Raw genomic sequence first — 15,569 nt, 5'->3', positions numbered from 1 at the left:
TCGGCTGATCAGCCCGTCGTTATCTCTCGGCCGCCCTTGAACAGGCGAAGCACGCGGCCCTGTACGGGCAGTCCGTCGAACGGCGTGTTGCCGGCCATACCTGGCAGCGTATCCGCATTGATCTGCCACGGCTTGTCAGGATCGACGAGCATCAGGTCAGCCTCCTGTCCCGGCGCAAGGACGCCGCTATCCAGCCCGAGCACCGACGCCGGATTGCGGGCGAGCAGCGCGGGCAGGCGATCCGGTGTGACGGTGCCGTCCAGCGCGAGGCCGAGCGCCAGCGCAAGGAGCGTGGCGGCGCCGGCGGCGCCGGGAACGGCATCAGCAAAGGGCAGACGCTTTTCCTCCGGCCCGCGCGGATCGTGGCCTGAACACAGTACGTCGATCGTGCCATCCGCCAGCGCCGCGAGTGCGGCACGGCGATCCTCCTCCGAGCGCAGCGGGGGGGACAGGCGCGCGAAGGTGCGAAAATCGCTCATGGCGATGTCCGACAGCAGCAAATGAGCGGGCGTGATGCCGCAGGTGACGCGCACGCCGCGACGCTTGGCCGCGCGGACGAGATCGAAGCCGGCGGCGGTCGTGACCTGGCGAATGTGGATGCGCGCATCCGCGGCCTCCGCCAGCATCAGGTCGCGCGCAATCGCCAGCGGTTCGGCGAGCGCGGGGGCGGCGGGCAGGCCGAGGCGAGTCGCCGTCTCACCAGTCGTGGCCACGGCATCGCCGACCAGCCCGCCGTCCTCGGCATGGGTGATGACGGCGAGGTCAAGGTCGCGGGCATAAGCGAGGACGCGTGCCATGACGCCCGAATCAGCGATCCAGCGCGGGCCGGTGCCAACCGCGCGCGCGCCGGCAGAGGCGCAGATCGCCATTTCCGCAAGATCGGTGCCCTCAAGCCCGCGGGTGGCGGCGGCGATCGGGTGGATCCACAGGTCTGGCCGGCCGATCAACGCCGACCGCTGCACGATGCCGGGCTCGTCCAGTACGGGATTTTGATCGGGCAACAGGCCGACGCGGACGATGCCACCGGCGCGGAAGGCGGCGCGATCGATCGTCGCAACGCCCAAGTCGACGATCGCAGGCGCGAGCAGCTTTCCGGCGCAGTCAATGACGGTGGCGCCGTCGCGAGCCTCGTCGACGATGCGGCCATCGGCAACATACAGGTCGCCGCGGCGCTCGCCATTACGCGCGCACAGGATGCGGGCGTTGCGGAAATGAATCGCGTTGCTCATGCCCAGCCCTCCACGCCGCGTGCTCGTCGGGTCAGCACGTCGAGGCAGGCCATGCGTACGGCCACGCCCATCTCGACCTGTTCGGTGATGGCGGAACGTTCGGGATGGTCGGCAACGCTGGAGTCGATCTCCACGCCGCGGTTCATCGGGCCCGGGTGCATGACCAATGCGTCGGGCTTGGCGCGCGCCAGCCGCTCCGGTGTGAGGCCATAACGCAGCCGGTATTCGCGGCTGGAGGGGACGTAGCCGCCCGACATGCGCTCGGTTTGAAGCCGCAGCATCATGACCACGTCGGCACCCTCAAGCGCGGCGTCGAAATCGGTGAAGGGGGTGACGCCCATGCGGTCGCTCGCCGGTGGCATCAGCGTCGAAGGGGCACAAACGCGCACCTCCGCGGCGAGGGCCGTCAGGGCCAGGATGTTGGACCGGGCAACGCGGCTGTGCAGCACGTCGCCGCAGATGACGACGCGCTGATTGTGGATCGTGCCGCGGCGCCGGCGGATGGTCAGTGCGTCGAGCAGTGCCTGCGTCGGGTGTTCGTGCCGCCCGTCGCCGGCGTTGAGGACGGGGCAGTCCACCTTGTCCGCGATCAGCCGGACCGCCCCGGACGACATGTGCCGGATGACCAGCACGTCCGCCCGCATGGCGTTCAGCGTCATGGCGGTGTCGATCAGCGTCTCACCCTTTTTCACGCTGGACTGCGCGGCGTGCATGTTCACGACGTCAGCGCCGAGCCGCTTGCCCGCGATTTCGAAGCTGAGCAGCGTGCGCGTCGAATTTTCGAAGAAGGCGTTGATCTGCGTGAGGCCGGCCAGCCTCTTGTCGGGCGCCGCGCGATCGCGGTTCGCGGCGATCCAGCCTTCCGCCTCGTCGAGGAGGAAGCTGATCTCGTGTGGCTGAAGACCCTCGATTCCGGTGAGGTGACGGTGCGGAAAAACATCGCCTCCGGAAATGAGGGAAGCGGGGCGGTGGTCCGACATTGGCATCGAAGGCGCCGGATAATCATGGCGCGCAGGCAGGGCAAGCCGCTGTATCCCGTAGCGGCGCGCCGATGATCAGCCGGTCGTGAGGGCGTCGATCGCGGCCTGAAGGATGTGCGCCGCCGCCAGCGAATCGATTCGCTCGGCACGTTTTGCCCGGCTCATGTCCTGTTCGATCATCACCCGTTCGACCGCCACGGTGGACCAACGTTCGTCCCACAGCAGGATGGGACCAAGATCGGTGATGTTGCGGGCAAAGGCGCGGGTCGACTGGCTGCGCGGACTTTCGCTGCCATCGAGATTGAGCGGGAGGCCGAGTACGATGCCGGCGACCTTCTGCGCGGTGATCAGCTCCGCCAGCGCGGCCTTGTCCTGCGTGAACTTCCGCCGCCGGATCAGTGCGGCGGGGCTGGCGAAGGTCCAGCCGGCGTCGCACAGCGCGGTACCGATCGTCTTGGTGCCAAGGTCAAGACCAAGCAGGCGGCCCCCGGCGGGCAGGGTCTCGCGAAACTCGGAAGCGCTTGCCGTAATCATCGTGCCGCCACCCGCCGGGCTGCGTCCTGGCGGACGTTCGCCCAGAACAGGGAATAATCATAGACGTGGTAATTGTTGCCGGGGAGCACATAGGGCCCGACGTCCGGTCCTTCGCCGATGAGCAGCAGCCCGCGATCGCCACAGCGTGCGGGCACCTTGCCCGCCTCGATCGAGGCGCTGGCAAGATCCTCTGACGGGAACAGCGTGCCCGCGTTGGCGGTGGCGGGTGCAGCGGCGTTGGCGGTGCCGGTCAGCGGATTGGTGCAGACAAGCGTGCTGCCCCGGCGCGGCTTGCCATCGAAGCCGGTGCTGCTGTCATAAGTGTCGATCACCAGCGCAGGGTCTGCCGGCTCGGCAAAGCTTTCCCACGACAACAGGCAGCCATGCTGATCGGCGCGGGTACATTCGGGGAGACCCAGCGCAGGCAGATCGTTGCTGCGGCTGACCGGCCAGCCCACGACATAGGCTGCCACCACGCGGCGGGCGAGCGGCGTGCCCGCAACCTGATCCTTCAGCAGATGAGTCAAGTGCAGGGCGCCCTGGCTGTGGCCGGCAAGGATCATCGGTCGTTCGGGCCCGATCTCTCTGAGGAATGCAGCGAAAGCGGCCTGGATGTCGCCATAGGCGAGCTCGAGCGCGCGCTGCGCATCCGCCGCATTGGTGAGGAACGACCCAAAGGTCGCCTGACGATAACGCGGCGCCCAGATCTCGCCCACCTCGTTGAACACGCTTGCCTGTCCACGGAGGAACAGCGCTGCACGGGCATTCGCCTCCTCATCGTCGAGCGGCGCGTTCCAGTGGTCGGCGCTGAGATAGGAGGTCGGATGGATGAAGAAGACCGCGGGCCCGCCGGGCGTCGTGCGCGGCTGATACCCCGCCGGGGTCCATAGTGCCGGGTTCCCGGTCCGATCCGGCCGCGCGAGCCACATGTCGGCGCGGTCATATTCGTTTTCCTGCAAGGCCGGCTGCTGCTCGAACGCGACCTTCGGCTTGTAATACCAGCGGACCAGATCGCTGCCGTAGAAGTTCCAGGTGATCTGAAACGCGATAATCAGCGCGATCAGCACCGCCATGACGTAAAGAAACTTGCGAGCCATGGGCGCCGCCTGCCCCAGTCGCGGCGGCCGCGCAACTTCGGGCATGGTGAACGCCATCGCAGATGGGCGCGCAGGGGCGTGCGCGATCCGCTTTCCCGCCCATTGCGCTTCGCCCCGCGCCGATGGTAGCGGGCGCCATGTCCGTAGATACCGTCACCGTGAAGAAGGTCGCGAGCCTTGCGCGCATCGCGATCGACGATGCCGCCGCCGAGCGGCTCGTGCCCGAGCTGAACAACATCCTCGGCTGGATCGAGCAACTGGGCGAGGTGGATACCAGCGGCGTCGCACCGATGACCGCGGTGATCCCCAACAAGCTGCGCCTGCGCGACGATGTGGTGAATGCCGATCCGCTGACCGGTGGCGGCATCCGCGACGCGGTGCTCGCCAATGCGCCGCAGGCGGAGCATGGCTTCTTCACCGTGCCCAAGGTGATCGAATGATGGCGATCGTGGCCGCACGGCGCCCGAAGGCGCTCCTATTCCTTGAACAGCCGGCGATCGCCGGCGTGACGGTGTTTTGATGACTGACCTCACCGATCTTGGCATTCGCGATATTCGCGACGGGGTGCGTGCCGGCACCTTTTCCGCGCGCGACGTTGCCACCGCTTTCAACGACGCGGTCAGCCGCGCCAAGCCGCTGAACGCCTTTCTGGTCGAAACGCCGGACCATGCACTGGCCGCCGCCGATGCCGCCGATGCCGCGCGCGCGGCGGGCGATGAGCTGAAGCCGCTGGCCGGCGTGCCGATCGGCATGAAGGACCTGTTCTGCACCAAGGGCGTGCCGACCACCGCTGCCAGCCACATCCTGGAAGGCTTCACGCCGCAGTACGAATCGACGGTGTCGCAGAACCTGTGGAACGCGGGCGCCGGGATGCTCGGCAAGCTGAACATGGACCAGTTCGCCATGGGCTCGTCCAACGAGACCAGCGCATTCGGCAATGTCATCTCGCCCTGGCGCAGCAACGACGGCAGCACAACGCCGCTGGCGCCGGGTGGCTCGTCGGGTGGTTCTTCCTCCGCCGTGGCGGCGCGGCTGTGCCCGGGTGCGACCGGCACCGATACGGGCGGCTCGATCCGTCAGCCGGCGGCCTTCACCGGCATTTCGGGCATCAAGCCGACCTATGGCCGCTGCTCGCGCTGGGGCACGATCGCTTTTGCCTCGTCCCTGGACCAGGCGGGGCCGATGGCGCGCGACGTGCGCGATTGCGCGATCATGCTGGAGGCGATGAGCGGCTTCGACGCGAAGGACGCCACCTCGCTCGACCTGCCGGTGCCGCAGTGGGAGCAGTCGCTGAACGCCAGCATGGCAGGCAAGCGCGTCGGCATTCCGCGCGAATATCGCGTCGAAAATATGCCCGAGGAGATCGAGGCGCTCTGGCAGCAGGGTATCGCCTGGATGAAGGATGCGGGCGCCGAGATCGTCGAGGTGTCGCTGCCGCACACCAAATACGCGCTGCCGGCCTATTACATCATCGCGCCGGCCGAGGCGTCGTCGAACCTCGCGCGCTATGATGGCGTGCGTTATGGTCTGCGCGACCTGCCGGACGGCGCGAACCTGCAGGAAATGTACGCAGCGACGCGCGCCGCCGGCTTCGGCGACGAGGTGAAGCGGCGTATCCTGATCGGTACCTATGTGCTGTCGGCTGGCTTCTACGATGCCTATTTCACGCAGGCGTCGAAGGTCCGCACGCTGATCGCGCAGGATTTCGAGAAGGCCTGGGAAAGCTGCGACGTGCTGCTGACGCCGACCGCACCGTCGGCGGCGTTCGCACTGGGCGAGAAGAGCGCCGATCCGCTAGCGATGTACCTCAACGACGTGTTCACCGTGCCGTCGAGCCTTGCCGGGCTGCCGGCGATGAGCGTGCCGGGCGGGCTGGATCGCAAGGGGCTGCCGCTGGGGCTGCAGGTGATCGGCAGGGCGCTGGATGAGCAGGGCGTGCTGAACGCGGCGCTCGCGATCGAGGAGCGCGCGGGCTTCGTGGCCCGGCCGCAGGCGTGGTGGTAATGACGTTCGAATTCGGGAATCTGGCCAATGGCTGACGCAACCGCACCATATCGCATCAAGGGTGCCACCGGCGACTGGGAAGTCGTGATCGGCCTTGAGGTGCACGCACAGGTGACCTCCAACGCCAAGCTGTTCTCCGGCGCGGCCACCGCGTTCGGCGCGGAGCCCAATTCGCAGGTCAGCCTGATCGACGCGGCGATGCCCGGCATGCTGCCGGTGCCGAACCGCGAGTGCATCCGCCAAGCGGTTCGCACGGGCATGGCGATCGACGCGCAGATCAACAAATGGTCGCGGTTCGACCGCAAGAATTATTTCTACGCCGATCTTCCCCAAGGCTATCAGATTTCGCAGCTTTATCATCCGCTTGTCGGTGAAGGCTCGATCGAGATCGAGGATGGCGAGACGGTGAAGACGATCGGTGTGGAGCGCATCCACGTCGAGCAGGACGCCGGCAAGCTGATGCACGATCAGCATCCGACGCGTTCCTATGTCGACCTGAACCGGTCGGGCGTGGCGCTGATGGAGATCGTCAGCCGGCCGGACATGCGTTCGCCGGCCGAGGCGGGCGCCTATCTGCGCAAGCTGCGCGCGATCCTGCGCTATGTCGGCAGCTGCGACGGCAACATGGAGGAAGGCTCCATGCGTGCCGACGTCAACGTCAGCGTGCGGCGGCCGGGCGAGGAATTCGGCACGCGTACGGAGACGAAGAACGTCAACTCCGTGCGCTTCGTGATGGCGGCTATCGAGCATGAGGCGAACCGCCAGGTCGACGTGCTGGAGAGCGGCGGGAAGATCGTTCAGGAAACGCGGCTGTTCAACGCCGACACGGGCACGACGCGGTCGATGCGGTCGAAGGAAGACGCGCACGATTACCGTTACTTCCCCGATCCCGACCTGCTGCCGCTGGAACTGGATGACGCATTCCTCGAGGAATGCCGTGCCTCGCTTCCCGAACTGCCGGATGCAAAGCGCAAGCGGTATGAGGCGGCGGGGATTACGCCGTACAATGCGGGCGTGCTGACCGCCGAGGTCGAGACGGCGCGCTGGTTCGATGCGCTGCTGGAAGAAGGCACGGCGCCGGTCGCGGCATCCAACTGGGTGACGGGTGAGCTGTTCGGTGCGCTGAACCGGGTCGGCAAGGACATCACAGAATCGCCCGTGACGCCGGGGCAGGCGGCGGAGCTCCTGGCACTGGTGGCGGACGGCACGCTGTCGGGTAGCCTGGCGAAGCAGGTGTTCGAGGTGATGCTGGAAACCGGCGACGCGCCGGGCAAGATCGTCGAGGAGCGCGGGCTGAAGCAGACCAGCGATTCCGGCGCGATCGAGGCGGTGATTGCCGAGGTGCTGGCCAAGAACCCCAACCAGCTGGAACAGTATCGCGGTGGCAAGGTCGCGTTGTTCGGCTTCTTCGTCGGGCAGACGATGAAGGCGATGGGCGGCAAGGCCAACCCAGGCGTCGTCAACGAGCTGCTGAAGAAGGCGCTGGGCTGATCGGAGCGTCACCCCGGCGGCGGGCGCCGGGGTGACCGCCAGCGTCGTGCTGGCGCTGCGTCAGCGCAGCGAGCGGAAGGTGGCGCGCACCTCTTCCACGAACAATTCGGGTTGTTCGAGCGCGGCGAAATGCCCGCCGCGGTCCAGCTCGTTCCAGTGGATGATGTTGGTATAGCTCTTCTCCGCCCAGCGGCGGGACGGCCGCAGGATTTCCTTGGGGAAGATGCTGCACCCGGTTGGCACCGTGACCTTCTGTCCGCCGAAGGCGCCGAAGCTCTCCCAATAGAGCCGGGCTGACGAGGCGCCGGTGCCGGTCAGCCAGTAGATCATGATGTCGTCGAGCATTTCATCCCGGGTCAGCGCGTTCTCCGGCACCCCGTTGCAATCTGTCCACTCGTGGAACTTCTCGTAGATCCACTTGGCTTGCCCCACCGGCGAATCGACCAAGGCGTAGCCAAGCGTCTGGGGCCGGGTGGATTGCTGTTTCGAATAGCCGGTGCCCTCGTCAGAATGACGTTTCAGGTCCGCCAGGGCCGCCTTTTCCGCCTCGGTCGCGTTGGCGACATCCTCCGGCGTCGGCCTTACCGTCACCATGTTCAGGTGTATGCCGGCCACGGAAGGGTCACCGCTGGCCCCGATTGCAGTAGTGACGGCCGATCCCCAATCGCCGCCCTGGGCGCCGAAACGCTGATAGCCGAGCCGCTTCATGAGCGTGATCCACGCGGCGGCGATCCGCGGCACACCCCAGCCCGCTTCAGCGGGGCGATCGGAAAAGCCGTAGCCAGGGAGTGAGGGGCAGATGACGTGGAACGCATCGGCGGGATCGCCGCCATGCGCCGCCGGATCGGTAAGCGGACCGATCACCTTCAGGAACTCGACAACCGAGCCGGGCCAGCCATGGGTCAGGATGAGCGGCAAGGCGTCGGGGTTAGGGGAGCGACGGTGCAGGAAGTGGATGTTCAACCCGTCGATCGGGGTCGTGAACTGGCCCACCGCGTTGAGCGCCGCCTCGCACCGGCGCCAATCGTAGCGGTGCTGCCAATGATCCACGAGCGCGCGCGCGGCGGCGAGCGGCACACCCTGTTGCCAATCGTCGACGGTTTCGCGCTCCGGCCATCGGGTGCGCGCCAGCCGATCCCTCAAATCATCAAGATCCGCCTGTGGGATGGCGAGGGTGAAGGGAGTGATCGCATCGTCCATCGGGGTCATCCGCGCCGGAGGAGGGAGAGTGCCTGTTCCGCCAGCATCGGGGTGCCGTTCACGGCCTCCCCGGCGTTCGGCGTCACCCCGGCAAGCGCGCGGGCGTAGACGCCCTGGCTGATCGAGGCGAGGCGGAACACCGCGAAGGCGAGGTAGAAGTTCCAGTCCTCGATCGCGTCGCCGCGTCCCGTTCGGCGGCTGTAGGCGGCGACATAATCCTCCTCGCGGGGGATGCCGCTGGTCGCGAAATCGACGCCCTCCAGCGTGCCCCAGCTGGGCGACGTCGAATGCCACATGAAGCAATTGTAACCGAGGTCGGCGAGCGGGTGTCCGATGGTCGACAATTCCCAGTCGAGCACCGCGATCAGCCGCGGTTCGGTTGGATGGAACATGACGTTTTCGAGCCGGTAGTCGCCATGCGCGATGCTGACCGCCTCATCCTTCGGAACGCGTGCGGGCAGTTCTGCGATCAGCGCCTCCATCGCGGGGATCGGCTCCGTCTCCGCCCCGCGATATTGCTTGATCCATCGTGCGATCTGGCGATCGAAATAGCCGGTCGGGCGACCGTAATCTTCGAGGCCGACGGCGCGGTGATCGACCTGATGGAGTGCAGCCAGCGTCTGATTGAGCTGGTCATAGACGGCCGATCGCTCCGCCGGGGTCAGATCGGGGAGCGTCGCATCGCGGAAGATGCGCCCTTCGAGATAATCCATGACGTAAAAGGCAGTCCCGATCACGTTGGGGTCGTCGCAGAGCGCGCGCATGCTGGGAACCGGGACGTCCGTTTCCCGCAGCGCCGCCATCGCGCGATACTCACGCTCCACCTGATGTGCGCTCGCCAGCAGCTGCCCAGGCGGCTTCTTGCGCAGCACATAGTCGCCGGCGTCAGTGGACAGCATGAACGTCGGGTTGGATGCGCCGCCGACGAATTGCTGCACCCGCATGTCGCTGCCAAAACCCTCGACATGGCGGCCCAGCCATGCCGCCAGACGCGGTTCATCGAACTGGTGGCGTGGCGAAACGTCGGTAAGTCGTGCGCCTGTCATGCACGCGCCGCCCGCAATGCAGGCGTTGAAAACAGCGGCATCATCCTCTCCCTCGCGCATGTTCTGCGTCATTTCACGACACCTAACGCGAAAGATGAGGTCGTTAGAAGATCAAATCGGCCGATCCCTGACGGATGACAGTATTTCGGCGAGGAGGCGAAAATCCTTTTCACGCGGGGAGGCGCGGCGCCAGGCGAGCGCAATCGTCCGTTTCGGATTGTCGCCGCCGAGCGGCCGGGCCGTGATCCCCGTATGGTCGAGGATGCCCGCGGTAAGCGCGATCTCGGGCAGCATCGTCAGGCCCAGGCCATTGTCGACCATCTGTACGATGGTGTGAAGCGACGTACCCATCATGGTCGCCTCCGCGCGCAACTCCGGCCGGTTGCAGGCGGCGAGCACATGATCCTTCAGGCAATGGCCATCCTCCAGCATCAGGAGGCGGGTTTCATCGATTTCCAGCGGCGACACGGGCTGGACGCTGTCCGGAAGCTCGCCGGTCGGAAAGGCGAGGAACAGGCGATCGTCGAACAACGGTTCGGTCGTCACGTCGCCGCAGGCGTAGGGCAGGGCGAGTAGGACACAGTCGGCCCTGCCACTGTGCAGCGCCTCGCACGCCTGGGCGCTGGGTTCCTCGCGCAGGTAGAGCTTCAGATCGGGATAATCGGCGCGCAGCCGGGGCAGCACCCGGGGGAGCAGGAACGGCGCGATGGTCGGGATCACGCTCATCCGCATCTCGCCCGACAGGGGGCGGCCGGCAGCCCGTGCCATGTCGCCAAGCTCCTCCGCCTCGCGCAGGATACGCCGTGCCTTGGCGACAATCTGATCACCCAGCGGCGTGAAGCGGACCACGCGGCGAGTGCGTTCAACCAGCGTCACCCCGATCAGCGTTTCCAGTTCACGGATGCCCGCCGACAGCGTCGATTGCGTGACGTAGCACGTCTCCGCCGCGCGGCCGAAATGCCCCTGATCCTTGAGCGCAACGAGATATTGAAGCTGCTTCAGCGTCGGTAGATAGATGTTCGCCATATAATCGGTCCGATCGATCAATGGCCATGATATAGTGCATTCGGTCGATCATGCGAGATCGACCGCAGAGGTTACAGAACCGCGCGGATAAAACCGTAAGTGCTTGTGATCGTCAGGACGGCGCCGACCAGAACCAGCATCACGGTGGTCGGGATGCGCTTCGCCATGACGGCGCCAAGCGGCGCGGCGATGACGCCGCCAATCAGCAGGCCGACCGTAGCGGTGGCGAAATCCTCCAGACCGAGATGCCAGATGAACGTTGCCGATACCGTCAGTGTCAGGAAGAATTCGACCGCATTGACCGTTCCTACCACTCGGCGTGGCTCCAGCCCCTGCACCAGCAGGTTGGACGTGACGATCGGGCCCCAGCCGCCGCCGCCAGCCGCATCGAGGAAGCCGCCGACGAGGCCGAGCGGCTCCACCACCTTGGGCTTGCCGCGCGGCGCAGAGAACAGCAGCCCGCGGACGAGCAGGTAGATGCCGACAAAGATCAGATAGCCCAGCACAAAGGGCTTCACCGTTTCACCGTCCAGATTGGTCAGTAGATACGCGCCGCTTACCCCGCCAATGATGCCGGGCACGAGCAGCCGGAAGAACAGCCGCTTGTCCACGTTGCCGTGCAGCACATGGCTGATGCCGGAAATGGCAGTGGTGAAGGTTTCGACGATGTGGATGTTGGCTGAAGCGCGTGCGGGCGACAGGCCGATCACCGCGACCAGCAACGTGTTGCAAATCAGCCCGAACGCCATGCCGAGCGCGCCGTCGACGATCTGGGCGCCAAAGCCGACGAGGATGAACGGCAGCAGCGCTTCCAAGGTCAGCGACGAAAAATCCACACTCATCCCCTAGTGACTGACGCGAATGCCATGCCGCACGAGAGCAAATCCCACAAGATTGCTATGCTTTCGCCGGCCATGTTCATTCTTTGCGGTGCTGGAAATCGTGCGCACGACATCCTAGATCGCGCGTTCGAAAGGGGACGCGTGATGGGGCGTTTGGCGGTTTATCTCGATTCGATCCGCGCGCGTGATCCAGCACCGCATTCGCGGCTGGAGATCCTGACCTATCCTGGCGTGTGGGCGCTCGGCTGGCACCGGCTTGCGCACCGCCTGTATCGTGCGCGGCTGTTCTTCCTGGCGCGCGCGGTCAATCATCTCTCCCGCTTCCTGACGGCGATCGACATCCATCCGGGTGCAAAGATCGGGCGCAACTTCTTCATCGACCACGGGTTCGTGGTGATCGGCGAGACCGCGGAGATCGGTGACAACGTCACCATCTATCAGTGCGTGACGCTGGGCGGGACCAGCCCCGACAATGGCATAGCGGGCAAGCGGCACCCAACGATCAGTGACGGGGCGATCATCGGATCGGGCGCGCAGGTGCTGGGCCCGATTACCGTCGGGCGCCGGGCGCGGGTAGGCGCCAATGCGGTGGTCACGCGCGACGTTCCCGAGGGCGCGGTGATGGTCGGTATTCCCGCGCGGCCGACGGTGGTGGAGGGTGGTCAGGCGCCTGAGCGCAAGTTCATGGCCTATGGCACGCCGTGCAGCGAGATGTTCGATCCGGCGACGCAGAAGGTGGAAATCCTGCGTTGCGAACTGGAGGCGATGAAGAAGCGGCTCGACGCCCTGGTGGATGAGCAGGGCGAGGGGCGGGAGCGTAACCGCGCCTGATGGGGGTCGTCACACCCTTTCCGCTGAAGGGCAAACCGAGTCAGATCGGCTTCGACCGGGGCGAGCTGAACCGTATTCTCGATCTGTACGGGCGCATGGTGGCGGCCGGGCATTGGCGCGATTATGCGATCAGCCTGGGACGCGACGCTGCCGAGTTCGCGGCGTTCCGGCGGACGGCCGAGCGGCCAGAGTTCCGGATCGAAAAGCGGCCCTCGTTGCGCAACCGGCAGGGCATGTGGGCGCTGTACGGCGAGGCAGGCCAGATCGTGAAGCGCGGGCACGAACTGGGCCCGGTGCTGGCACCTGTCGAGCGACGTCTGATGAAGCTGGTCGACGGCTGAGCGGCTACGCTGCGGTGACCGCCACCGCTTCCAATTGCCGGTGACAAGCAAGTCAAACACCGGCGCGCGCTGGTGACACGCGCCGGTGGTTGAGGATCAGCCGCCCTGCAGCTTCTTGCCGATCATCATCGACTGGCCGGCGCCCGAATCAGGCACGATCTCACCGGTACGATCGGTGATTTCCGCCCAATGCTTGGCGATGCCTTCCGGTGACAGCTCGTCGCCGCTCAGCGCAACGCCGGGCGTCAGCGTGACATAGGCAGCCTGGAACACGCCAGCGCCGGCGCCGACGATCTGGTTGGTCGGTGCATCCTCGCTGACGAGATACAGCGCGGCGGGGACGACCTTGTCGGGCGAGAAGGCCTGGAACAGCTGCTCGGGAAACAGATCCTCGGTCATACGGGTGCCTGCCACGGGAGCCAGCGTGTTGACCTTGATGTTGTTCTTCGCGCCTTCGAGGTAGAGCGACTTGGTGAAGCCGGCGAGACCAAGCTTCGCCGCGCCGTAGTTGGTCTGGCCGAAGTTGCCGTAGAGGCCGGTCGACGAGGCGGTCATCAGGATGCGGCCATAATTCTGCTCGCGCATCGTCTCCCACACTGCCTTGGTGGCATAAGCCGAACCGAGCAGGTGAACCTGGACGACGAAGGCGAAGTCGGCCGGCTCCATCTTCGCGAACGACTTGTCGCGCAGTACGCCGGCGTTGTTGATCAGGACGTGGACACCGCCCCAGGCTTCCTTGGCCTTGGCCACCATCTCGACCATCTGATCATATTCGGTGACGCTGGCACCGTTCGCCATCGCCTCGCCGCCAGCGGCCTTGATCTCCTCGACCACCTTGTGGGCGGCGTCGGACGCGCCAGAGCCGGTGCGATCGCCGCCGAGATCGTTGACCACGACCTTTGCGCCGCGCCGCGCGAGCTCGAGCGCATATTCACGGCCAAGACCGCCGCCGGCGCCGGTGACGATGGCTACCTTGTCATCGAAACGAATGGACATGGAAAAGGCGCTCCCTCACTTGGATAGAAGCGCCCTCCCATACTCGACATTCAAACGGGTGCAACTGCCCGTCGGGTAGACCTTCCGCTCAGACGATCACTTGCCGCCGCGCTGCATGCAATTGTTGAACTGTCCCTTCTTGCATGGCGGATAGCTCGGCAGCGGCGGGGGCGGCGGGAAGGCGACCGACGGTGGCGGCGCAGGCTGGAACACGACCTTTGAGCCCGGCTCCGGCGTGCCCTTCAGCGGCGAGCCAGCGGGCTCATAGCCACCCGGGGTTTCGATGATGCGCATGCCGTTGGGATCAGTGCTGGTCTGAACCGCGCCGGTCTGGGCGGTGGGGGCCTGATCCGCCATCGCCGACTGATCCTGGGCAATCGCGGGAGCGGCGATGAGGGCGGCCGCGGCGAGAAGGAAGGACTTCATGAGGAAATCTCCTGAAAAGACGCTCAATTGCGTACAAACGCAGCACACAAAACGCGCCGGGGGGAAGATGTATCCTTTGTTTCGCTGGCGATTCGACGTCCAAACCCTAGGGAAAGTCCCTATTCCGCGGCGATAATCGGCCTGCTTTCGGCGACTATTGGCCTGCATCCAGCGCATAACCGGCCGATCTTACCGTGCGGATGATGTCAGGCCGGCCACCTTCGTTGATCGCCTTGCGCAACCGCCGGATGTGAACATCGACGGTGCGGCTCTCGATATCGCTGTCATGCCCCCAGACGCTGTCGAGCAGCCGTTCACGTGAGAAGACGTGGCCGGGATGTTCCAGGAAGTGCTTCAGCAGCCGGAATTCGGTGGGACCAAGGGGAATAACCTCCCCGCTGCGGCGTACCTTGTGGCCGACGGTGTCCATCTCGAGGTCCGCATAGGTCAGGGCCTCGCCAGCCAGCGCAGGGCGGACGCGACGGAGCACGGCCGAGACGCGCGCCACCAGCTCGCGCGGGCTGAACGGCTTGGTAACATAATCATCCGCGCCGGTTTCTAGCCCGCGGATGCGATCCTCCTCCTCGCCGCGTGCGGTGAGCATGATGATCGGAACGTTGGCGGTTTCGGCATTGCGGCGCAGTCGGCGGCACACCTCGATGCCGGACAGGCCCTCCACCATCCAGTCGAGGAGAACGATGTCGGGCACCTTCTCGCGTGCCAGGAGCAGCGCTTCTTCCCCGTCGATCGTGTGGACGACGTCGAAATCCTCGCGCTTGAAATGCCAGACCAGCAGTTCGGCGAGTGCGGCGTCGTCCTCGACCAAGAGCATGCGTGCGCGCGGCATCATTCCCCCTTTTCGCGATCAGCCATCTGGGTACCAGTGGCGGCGAAATACACCATTTCTGCAACGTTGGTGGCATGGTCGCCGACCCGTTCCAGGTTCTTGGCGACGAACAGGAGGTGCGCGACCTCGCTGATGGTCTTGGGGTTTTCGACCATGTGAGTGACGAGGGTGCGGAAGATCGCATCGTAGAAATCGTCCAGCGCCTTGTCGCGCTCACAGATCTCGACCGCCGCGGCGGCATCGCGCGCGGCGAAGGCGTCGAGCACGTCGTGCACCATTTCCGCTGCCATGCGCGCCATCGCCTGAATGACGGAAATGGGCTCGATCCGATGCTCGCCCTCGATCATCGGCACGCGCTTGGCGATGTTCTTGGCATAGTCGCCGATCCGCTCGACCACGGCCGCGATCTTCAGTGCGGCGACCACTTCGCGAAGGTCGTTGGCCATCGGCGCGCGCAGCGCGATGATGCGCACTGCCAGCCGCTCAACCTCCGCCTCGATCGCGTCGATCTGCTTGTCGTCCTTGCGGACGCGCTTGGCGAGTTCGAGATCGCCGCGCTGGAGCGCGCGCATCGCGCGATCGATCGCCTGTTCGGCAAGACCGCCCATCTGGCTGATCAGCCCGCGCAGCCGGCCGATATCCTCGTCGAACGCCTTTACCGTATGCTCTGGCATAGCCC

At 65.7% G+C, this 15,569-nt stretch carries 17 protein-coding genes; 5 read left to right on the top strand and 12 right to left on the bottom strand.

The features are described from left to right. Positions 1-8 precede the first annotated feature (8 nt). The 4 genes from CA236_RS07035 to CA236_RS07020 all read right to left on the bottom strand — a co-directional run bounded on the left by CA236_RS07035 (position 9) and on the right by CA236_RS07020 (position 3,840). Positions 9-1,229, bottom strand: a complete 1,221-nt coding sequence (locus CA236_RS07035) for an amidohydrolase family protein (protein WP_125945057.1) — start codon at positions 1,227-1,229, stop codon at positions 9-11. Further along, positions 1,226-2,215, bottom strand: coding sequence for an aspartate carbamoyltransferase catalytic subunit (locus CA236_RS07030; RefSeq protein WP_125945056.1), 990 nt, complete (start codon positions 2,213-2,215; stop codon positions 1,226-1,228). The genes CA236_RS07035 and CA236_RS07030 overlap by 4 nt, the downstream gene beginning before the upstream one ends. 69 nt (positions 2,216-2,284) lie before the next feature. Then, positions 2,285-2,743 (bottom strand): Holliday junction resolvase RuvX, encoded by a 459-nt coding sequence (ruvX, locus tag CA236_RS07025; RefSeq protein WP_125945055.1) that lies wholly within the window; start codon positions 2,741-2,743, stop codon positions 2,285-2,287. Continuing rightward, complete coding sequence (locus CA236_RS07020; RefSeq protein WP_046411792.1) at positions 2,740-3,840, bottom strand: DUF3089 domain-containing protein; 1,101 nt, start codon at positions 3,838-3,840, stop codon at positions 2,740-2,742. The genes ruvX and CA236_RS07020 overlap by 4 nt, the downstream gene beginning before the upstream one ends. 137 nt (positions 3,841-3,977) lie before the next feature. Between CA236_RS07020 and gatC the strand changes: the two genes are divergently transcribed. From gatC to gatB, 3 genes are all read left to right on the top strand, one after another. Further along, positions 3,978-4,280: an Asp-tRNA(Asn)/Glu-tRNA(Gln) amidotransferase subunit GatC gene (gatC, locus tag CA236_RS07015; protein WP_046411790.1), complete on the top strand. Its 303-nt coding sequence runs from the start codon at positions 3,978-3,980 to the stop codon at positions 4,278-4,280. A 79-nt stretch (positions 4,281-4,359) separates the two neighbouring features. Further along, positions 4,360-5,844, top strand: coding sequence for an Asp-tRNA(Asn)/Glu-tRNA(Gln) amidotransferase subunit GatA (gene gatA, locus CA236_RS07010; protein ID WP_125945054.1), 1,485 nt, complete (start codon positions 4,360-4,362; stop codon positions 5,842-5,844). A 27-nt stretch (positions 5,845-5,871) separates the two neighbouring features. After that, entirely contained in the window at positions 5,872-7,335 is a 1,464-nt protein-coding gene (gene gatB / locus CA236_RS07005; RefSeq protein WP_125945053.1) for an Asp-tRNA(Asn)/Glu-tRNA(Gln) amidotransferase subunit GatB, read from the top strand. A 60-nt stretch (positions 7,336-7,395) separates the two neighbouring features. Here gatB and CA236_RS07000 read toward each other — a convergent pair whose 3' ends face one another. From CA236_RS07000 to CA236_RS06985, 4 genes are all read right to left on the bottom strand, one after another. Next, positions 7,396-8,535 carry an epoxide hydrolase family protein gene (locus CA236_RS07000; RefSeq protein ID WP_125945092.1) on the bottom strand — a complete coding sequence of 380 codons (1,140 nt, stop codon included), beginning with the start codon at positions 8,533-8,535 and terminating at the stop codon, positions 7,396-7,398. A gap of 5 nt (positions 8,536-8,540) precedes the next feature. Next, positions 8,541-9,653 (bottom strand): phosphotransferase family protein, encoded by a 1,113-nt coding sequence (locus CA236_RS06995; RefSeq protein WP_206430522.1) that lies wholly within the window; start codon positions 9,651-9,653, stop codon positions 8,541-8,543. Between the two features lie 39 nt (positions 9,654-9,692). Continuing rightward, the gene (locus CA236_RS06990; RefSeq protein ID WP_046411788.1) at positions 9,693-10,607 is read right to left on the bottom strand and encodes a hydrogen peroxide-inducible genes activator; all 915 of its coding nucleotides are present in this window, start codon (positions 10,605-10,607) and stop codon (positions 9,693-9,695) included. Between the two features lie 71 nt (positions 10,608-10,678). Then, on the bottom strand, positions 10,679-11,449 hold the full coding sequence (locus CA236_RS06985) for a sulfite exporter TauE/SafE family protein (RefSeq protein ID WP_046410810.1): 771 nt from the start codon (positions 11,447-11,449) through the stop codon (positions 10,679-10,681). Positions 11,450-11,593: 144 nt separating this feature from the next. Here CA236_RS06985 and epsC point away from each other — a divergent pair, with 144 nt between their 5' ends. Together epsC and CA236_RS06975 are read left to right on the top strand one after the other, a co-directional pair. Continuing rightward, on the top strand, positions 11,594-12,280 hold the full coding sequence (gene epsC, locus CA236_RS06980; RefSeq protein WP_125945052.1) for a serine O-acetyltransferase EpsC: 687 nt from the start codon (positions 11,594-11,596) through the stop codon (positions 12,278-12,280). Beyond that, entirely contained in the window at positions 12,280-12,621 is a 342-nt protein-coding gene (locus tag CA236_RS06975; RefSeq protein ID WP_046410806.1) for a DUF2794 domain-containing protein, read from the top strand. The genes epsC and CA236_RS06975 overlap by 1 nt, the downstream gene beginning before the upstream one ends. A gap of 96 nt (positions 12,622-12,717) precedes the next feature. On the opposite strand, the gene CA236_RS06970 is transcribed toward CA236_RS06975, so the two are convergent. From CA236_RS06970 to phoU, 4 genes are all read right to left on the bottom strand, one after another. Next, positions 12,718-13,617 carry an SDR family NAD(P)-dependent oxidoreductase gene (locus tag CA236_RS06970; protein ID WP_046410804.1) on the bottom strand — a complete coding sequence of 300 codons (900 nt, stop codon included), beginning with the start codon at positions 13,615-13,617 and terminating at the stop codon, positions 12,718-12,720. A 96-nt stretch (positions 13,618-13,713) separates the two neighbouring features. Then, the gene (locus CA236_RS06965) at positions 13,714-14,043 is read right to left on the bottom strand and encodes a hypothetical protein (protein WP_125945051.1); all 330 of its coding nucleotides are present in this window, start codon (positions 14,041-14,043) and stop codon (positions 13,714-13,716) included. Positions 14,044-14,197: 154 nt separating this feature from the next. After that, positions 14,198-14,890 (bottom strand): phosphate regulon transcriptional regulator PhoB, encoded by a 693-nt coding sequence (phoB, locus tag CA236_RS06960; RefSeq protein ID WP_125945050.1) that lies wholly within the window; start codon positions 14,888-14,890, stop codon positions 14,198-14,200. After that, complete coding sequence (gene phoU / locus CA236_RS06955) at positions 14,890-15,564, bottom strand: phosphate signaling complex protein PhoU (RefSeq protein ID WP_125945049.1); 675 nt, start codon at positions 15,562-15,564, stop codon at positions 14,890-14,892. The genes phoB and phoU overlap by 1 nt, the downstream gene beginning before the upstream one ends. Positions 15,565-15,569: the final 5 nt, after the last annotated feature.

The sequence above is a fragment of the Sphingomonas sp. ABOLG genome (assembly GCF_003950435.1).
In the GTDB taxonomy this organism is placed as follows: domain Bacteria; phylum Pseudomonadota; class Alphaproteobacteria; order Sphingomonadales; family Sphingomonadaceae; genus Sphingomonas; species Sphingomonas panaciterrae.
Note: the sequence above shows the minus strand (reverse complement) of the source record. Positions and strands in the feature narration are given on the sequence as shown.

What these genes read in the sequence shown, in the direction of transcription:
- CA236_RS07035 (WP_125945057.1), bottom strand. Translation starts at nt 1,229, where the DNA reads ATGAGCAACGCGATTCATTTCCGCAACGCCCGCATCCTGTGCGCGCGT.
- CA236_RS06965 (WP_125945051.1), bottom strand. Translation starts at nt 14,043, where the DNA reads ATGAAGTCCTTCCTTCTCGCCGCGGCCGCCCTCATCGCCGCTCCCGCG.
- CA236_RS06995 (WP_206430522.1), bottom strand. Translation starts at nt 9,653, where the DNA reads ATGACGCAGAACATGCGCGAGGGAGAGGATGATGCCGCTGTTTTCAAC.
- phoU (WP_125945049.1), bottom strand. Translation starts at nt 15,564, where the DNA reads ATGCCAGAGCATACGGTAAAGGCGTTCGACGAGGATATCGGCCGGCTG.
- CA236_RS07000 (WP_125945092.1), bottom strand. Translation starts at nt 8,535, where the DNA reads ATGGACGATGCGATCACTCCCTTCACCCTCGCCATCCCACAGGCGGAT.
- gatA (WP_125945054.1), top strand. Translation starts at nt 4,360, where the DNA reads ATGACTGACCTCACCGATCTTGGCATTCGCGATATTCGCGACGGGGTG.
- phoB (WP_125945050.1), bottom strand. Translation starts at nt 14,890, where the DNA reads ATGCCGCGCGCACGCATGCTCTTGGTCGAGGACGACGCCGCACTCGCC.
- gatB (WP_125945053.1), top strand. Translation starts at nt 5,872, where the DNA reads ATGGCTGACGCAACCGCACCATATCGCATCAAGGGTGCCACCGGCGAC.
- CA236_RS07030 (WP_125945056.1), bottom strand. Translation starts at nt 2,215, where the DNA reads ATGCCAATGTCGGACCACCGCCCCGCTTCCCTCATTTCCGGAGGCGAT.
- CA236_RS06975 (WP_046410806.1), top strand. Translation starts at nt 12,280, where the DNA reads ATGGGGGTCGTCACACCCTTTCCGCTGAAGGGCAAACCGAGTCAGATC.
- gatC (WP_046411790.1), top strand. Translation starts at nt 3,978, where the DNA reads ATGTCCGTAGATACCGTCACCGTGAAGAAGGTCGCGAGCCTTGCGCGC.
- CA236_RS07020 (WP_046411792.1), bottom strand. Translation starts at nt 3,840, where the DNA reads ATGGCTCGCAAGTTTCTTTACGTCATGGCGGTGCTGATCGCGCTGATT.
- CA236_RS06990 (WP_046411788.1), bottom strand. Translation starts at nt 10,607, where the DNA reads ATGGCGAACATCTATCTACCGACGCTGAAGCAGCTTCAATATCTCGTT.
- CA236_RS06985 (WP_046410810.1), bottom strand. Translation starts at nt 11,449, where the DNA reads ATGAGTGTGGATTTTTCGTCGCTGACCTTGGAAGCGCTGCTGCCGTTC.
- CA236_RS06970 (WP_046410804.1), bottom strand. Translation starts at nt 13,617, where the DNA reads ATGTCCATTCGTTTCGATGACAAGGTAGCCATCGTCACCGGCGCCGGC.
- epsC (WP_125945052.1), top strand. Translation starts at nt 11,594, where the DNA reads ATGGGGCGTTTGGCGGTTTATCTCGATTCGATCCGCGCGCGTGATCCA.
- ruvX (WP_125945055.1), bottom strand. Translation starts at nt 2,743, where the DNA reads ATGATTACGGCAAGCGCTTCCGAGTTTCGCGAGACCCTGCCCGCCGGG.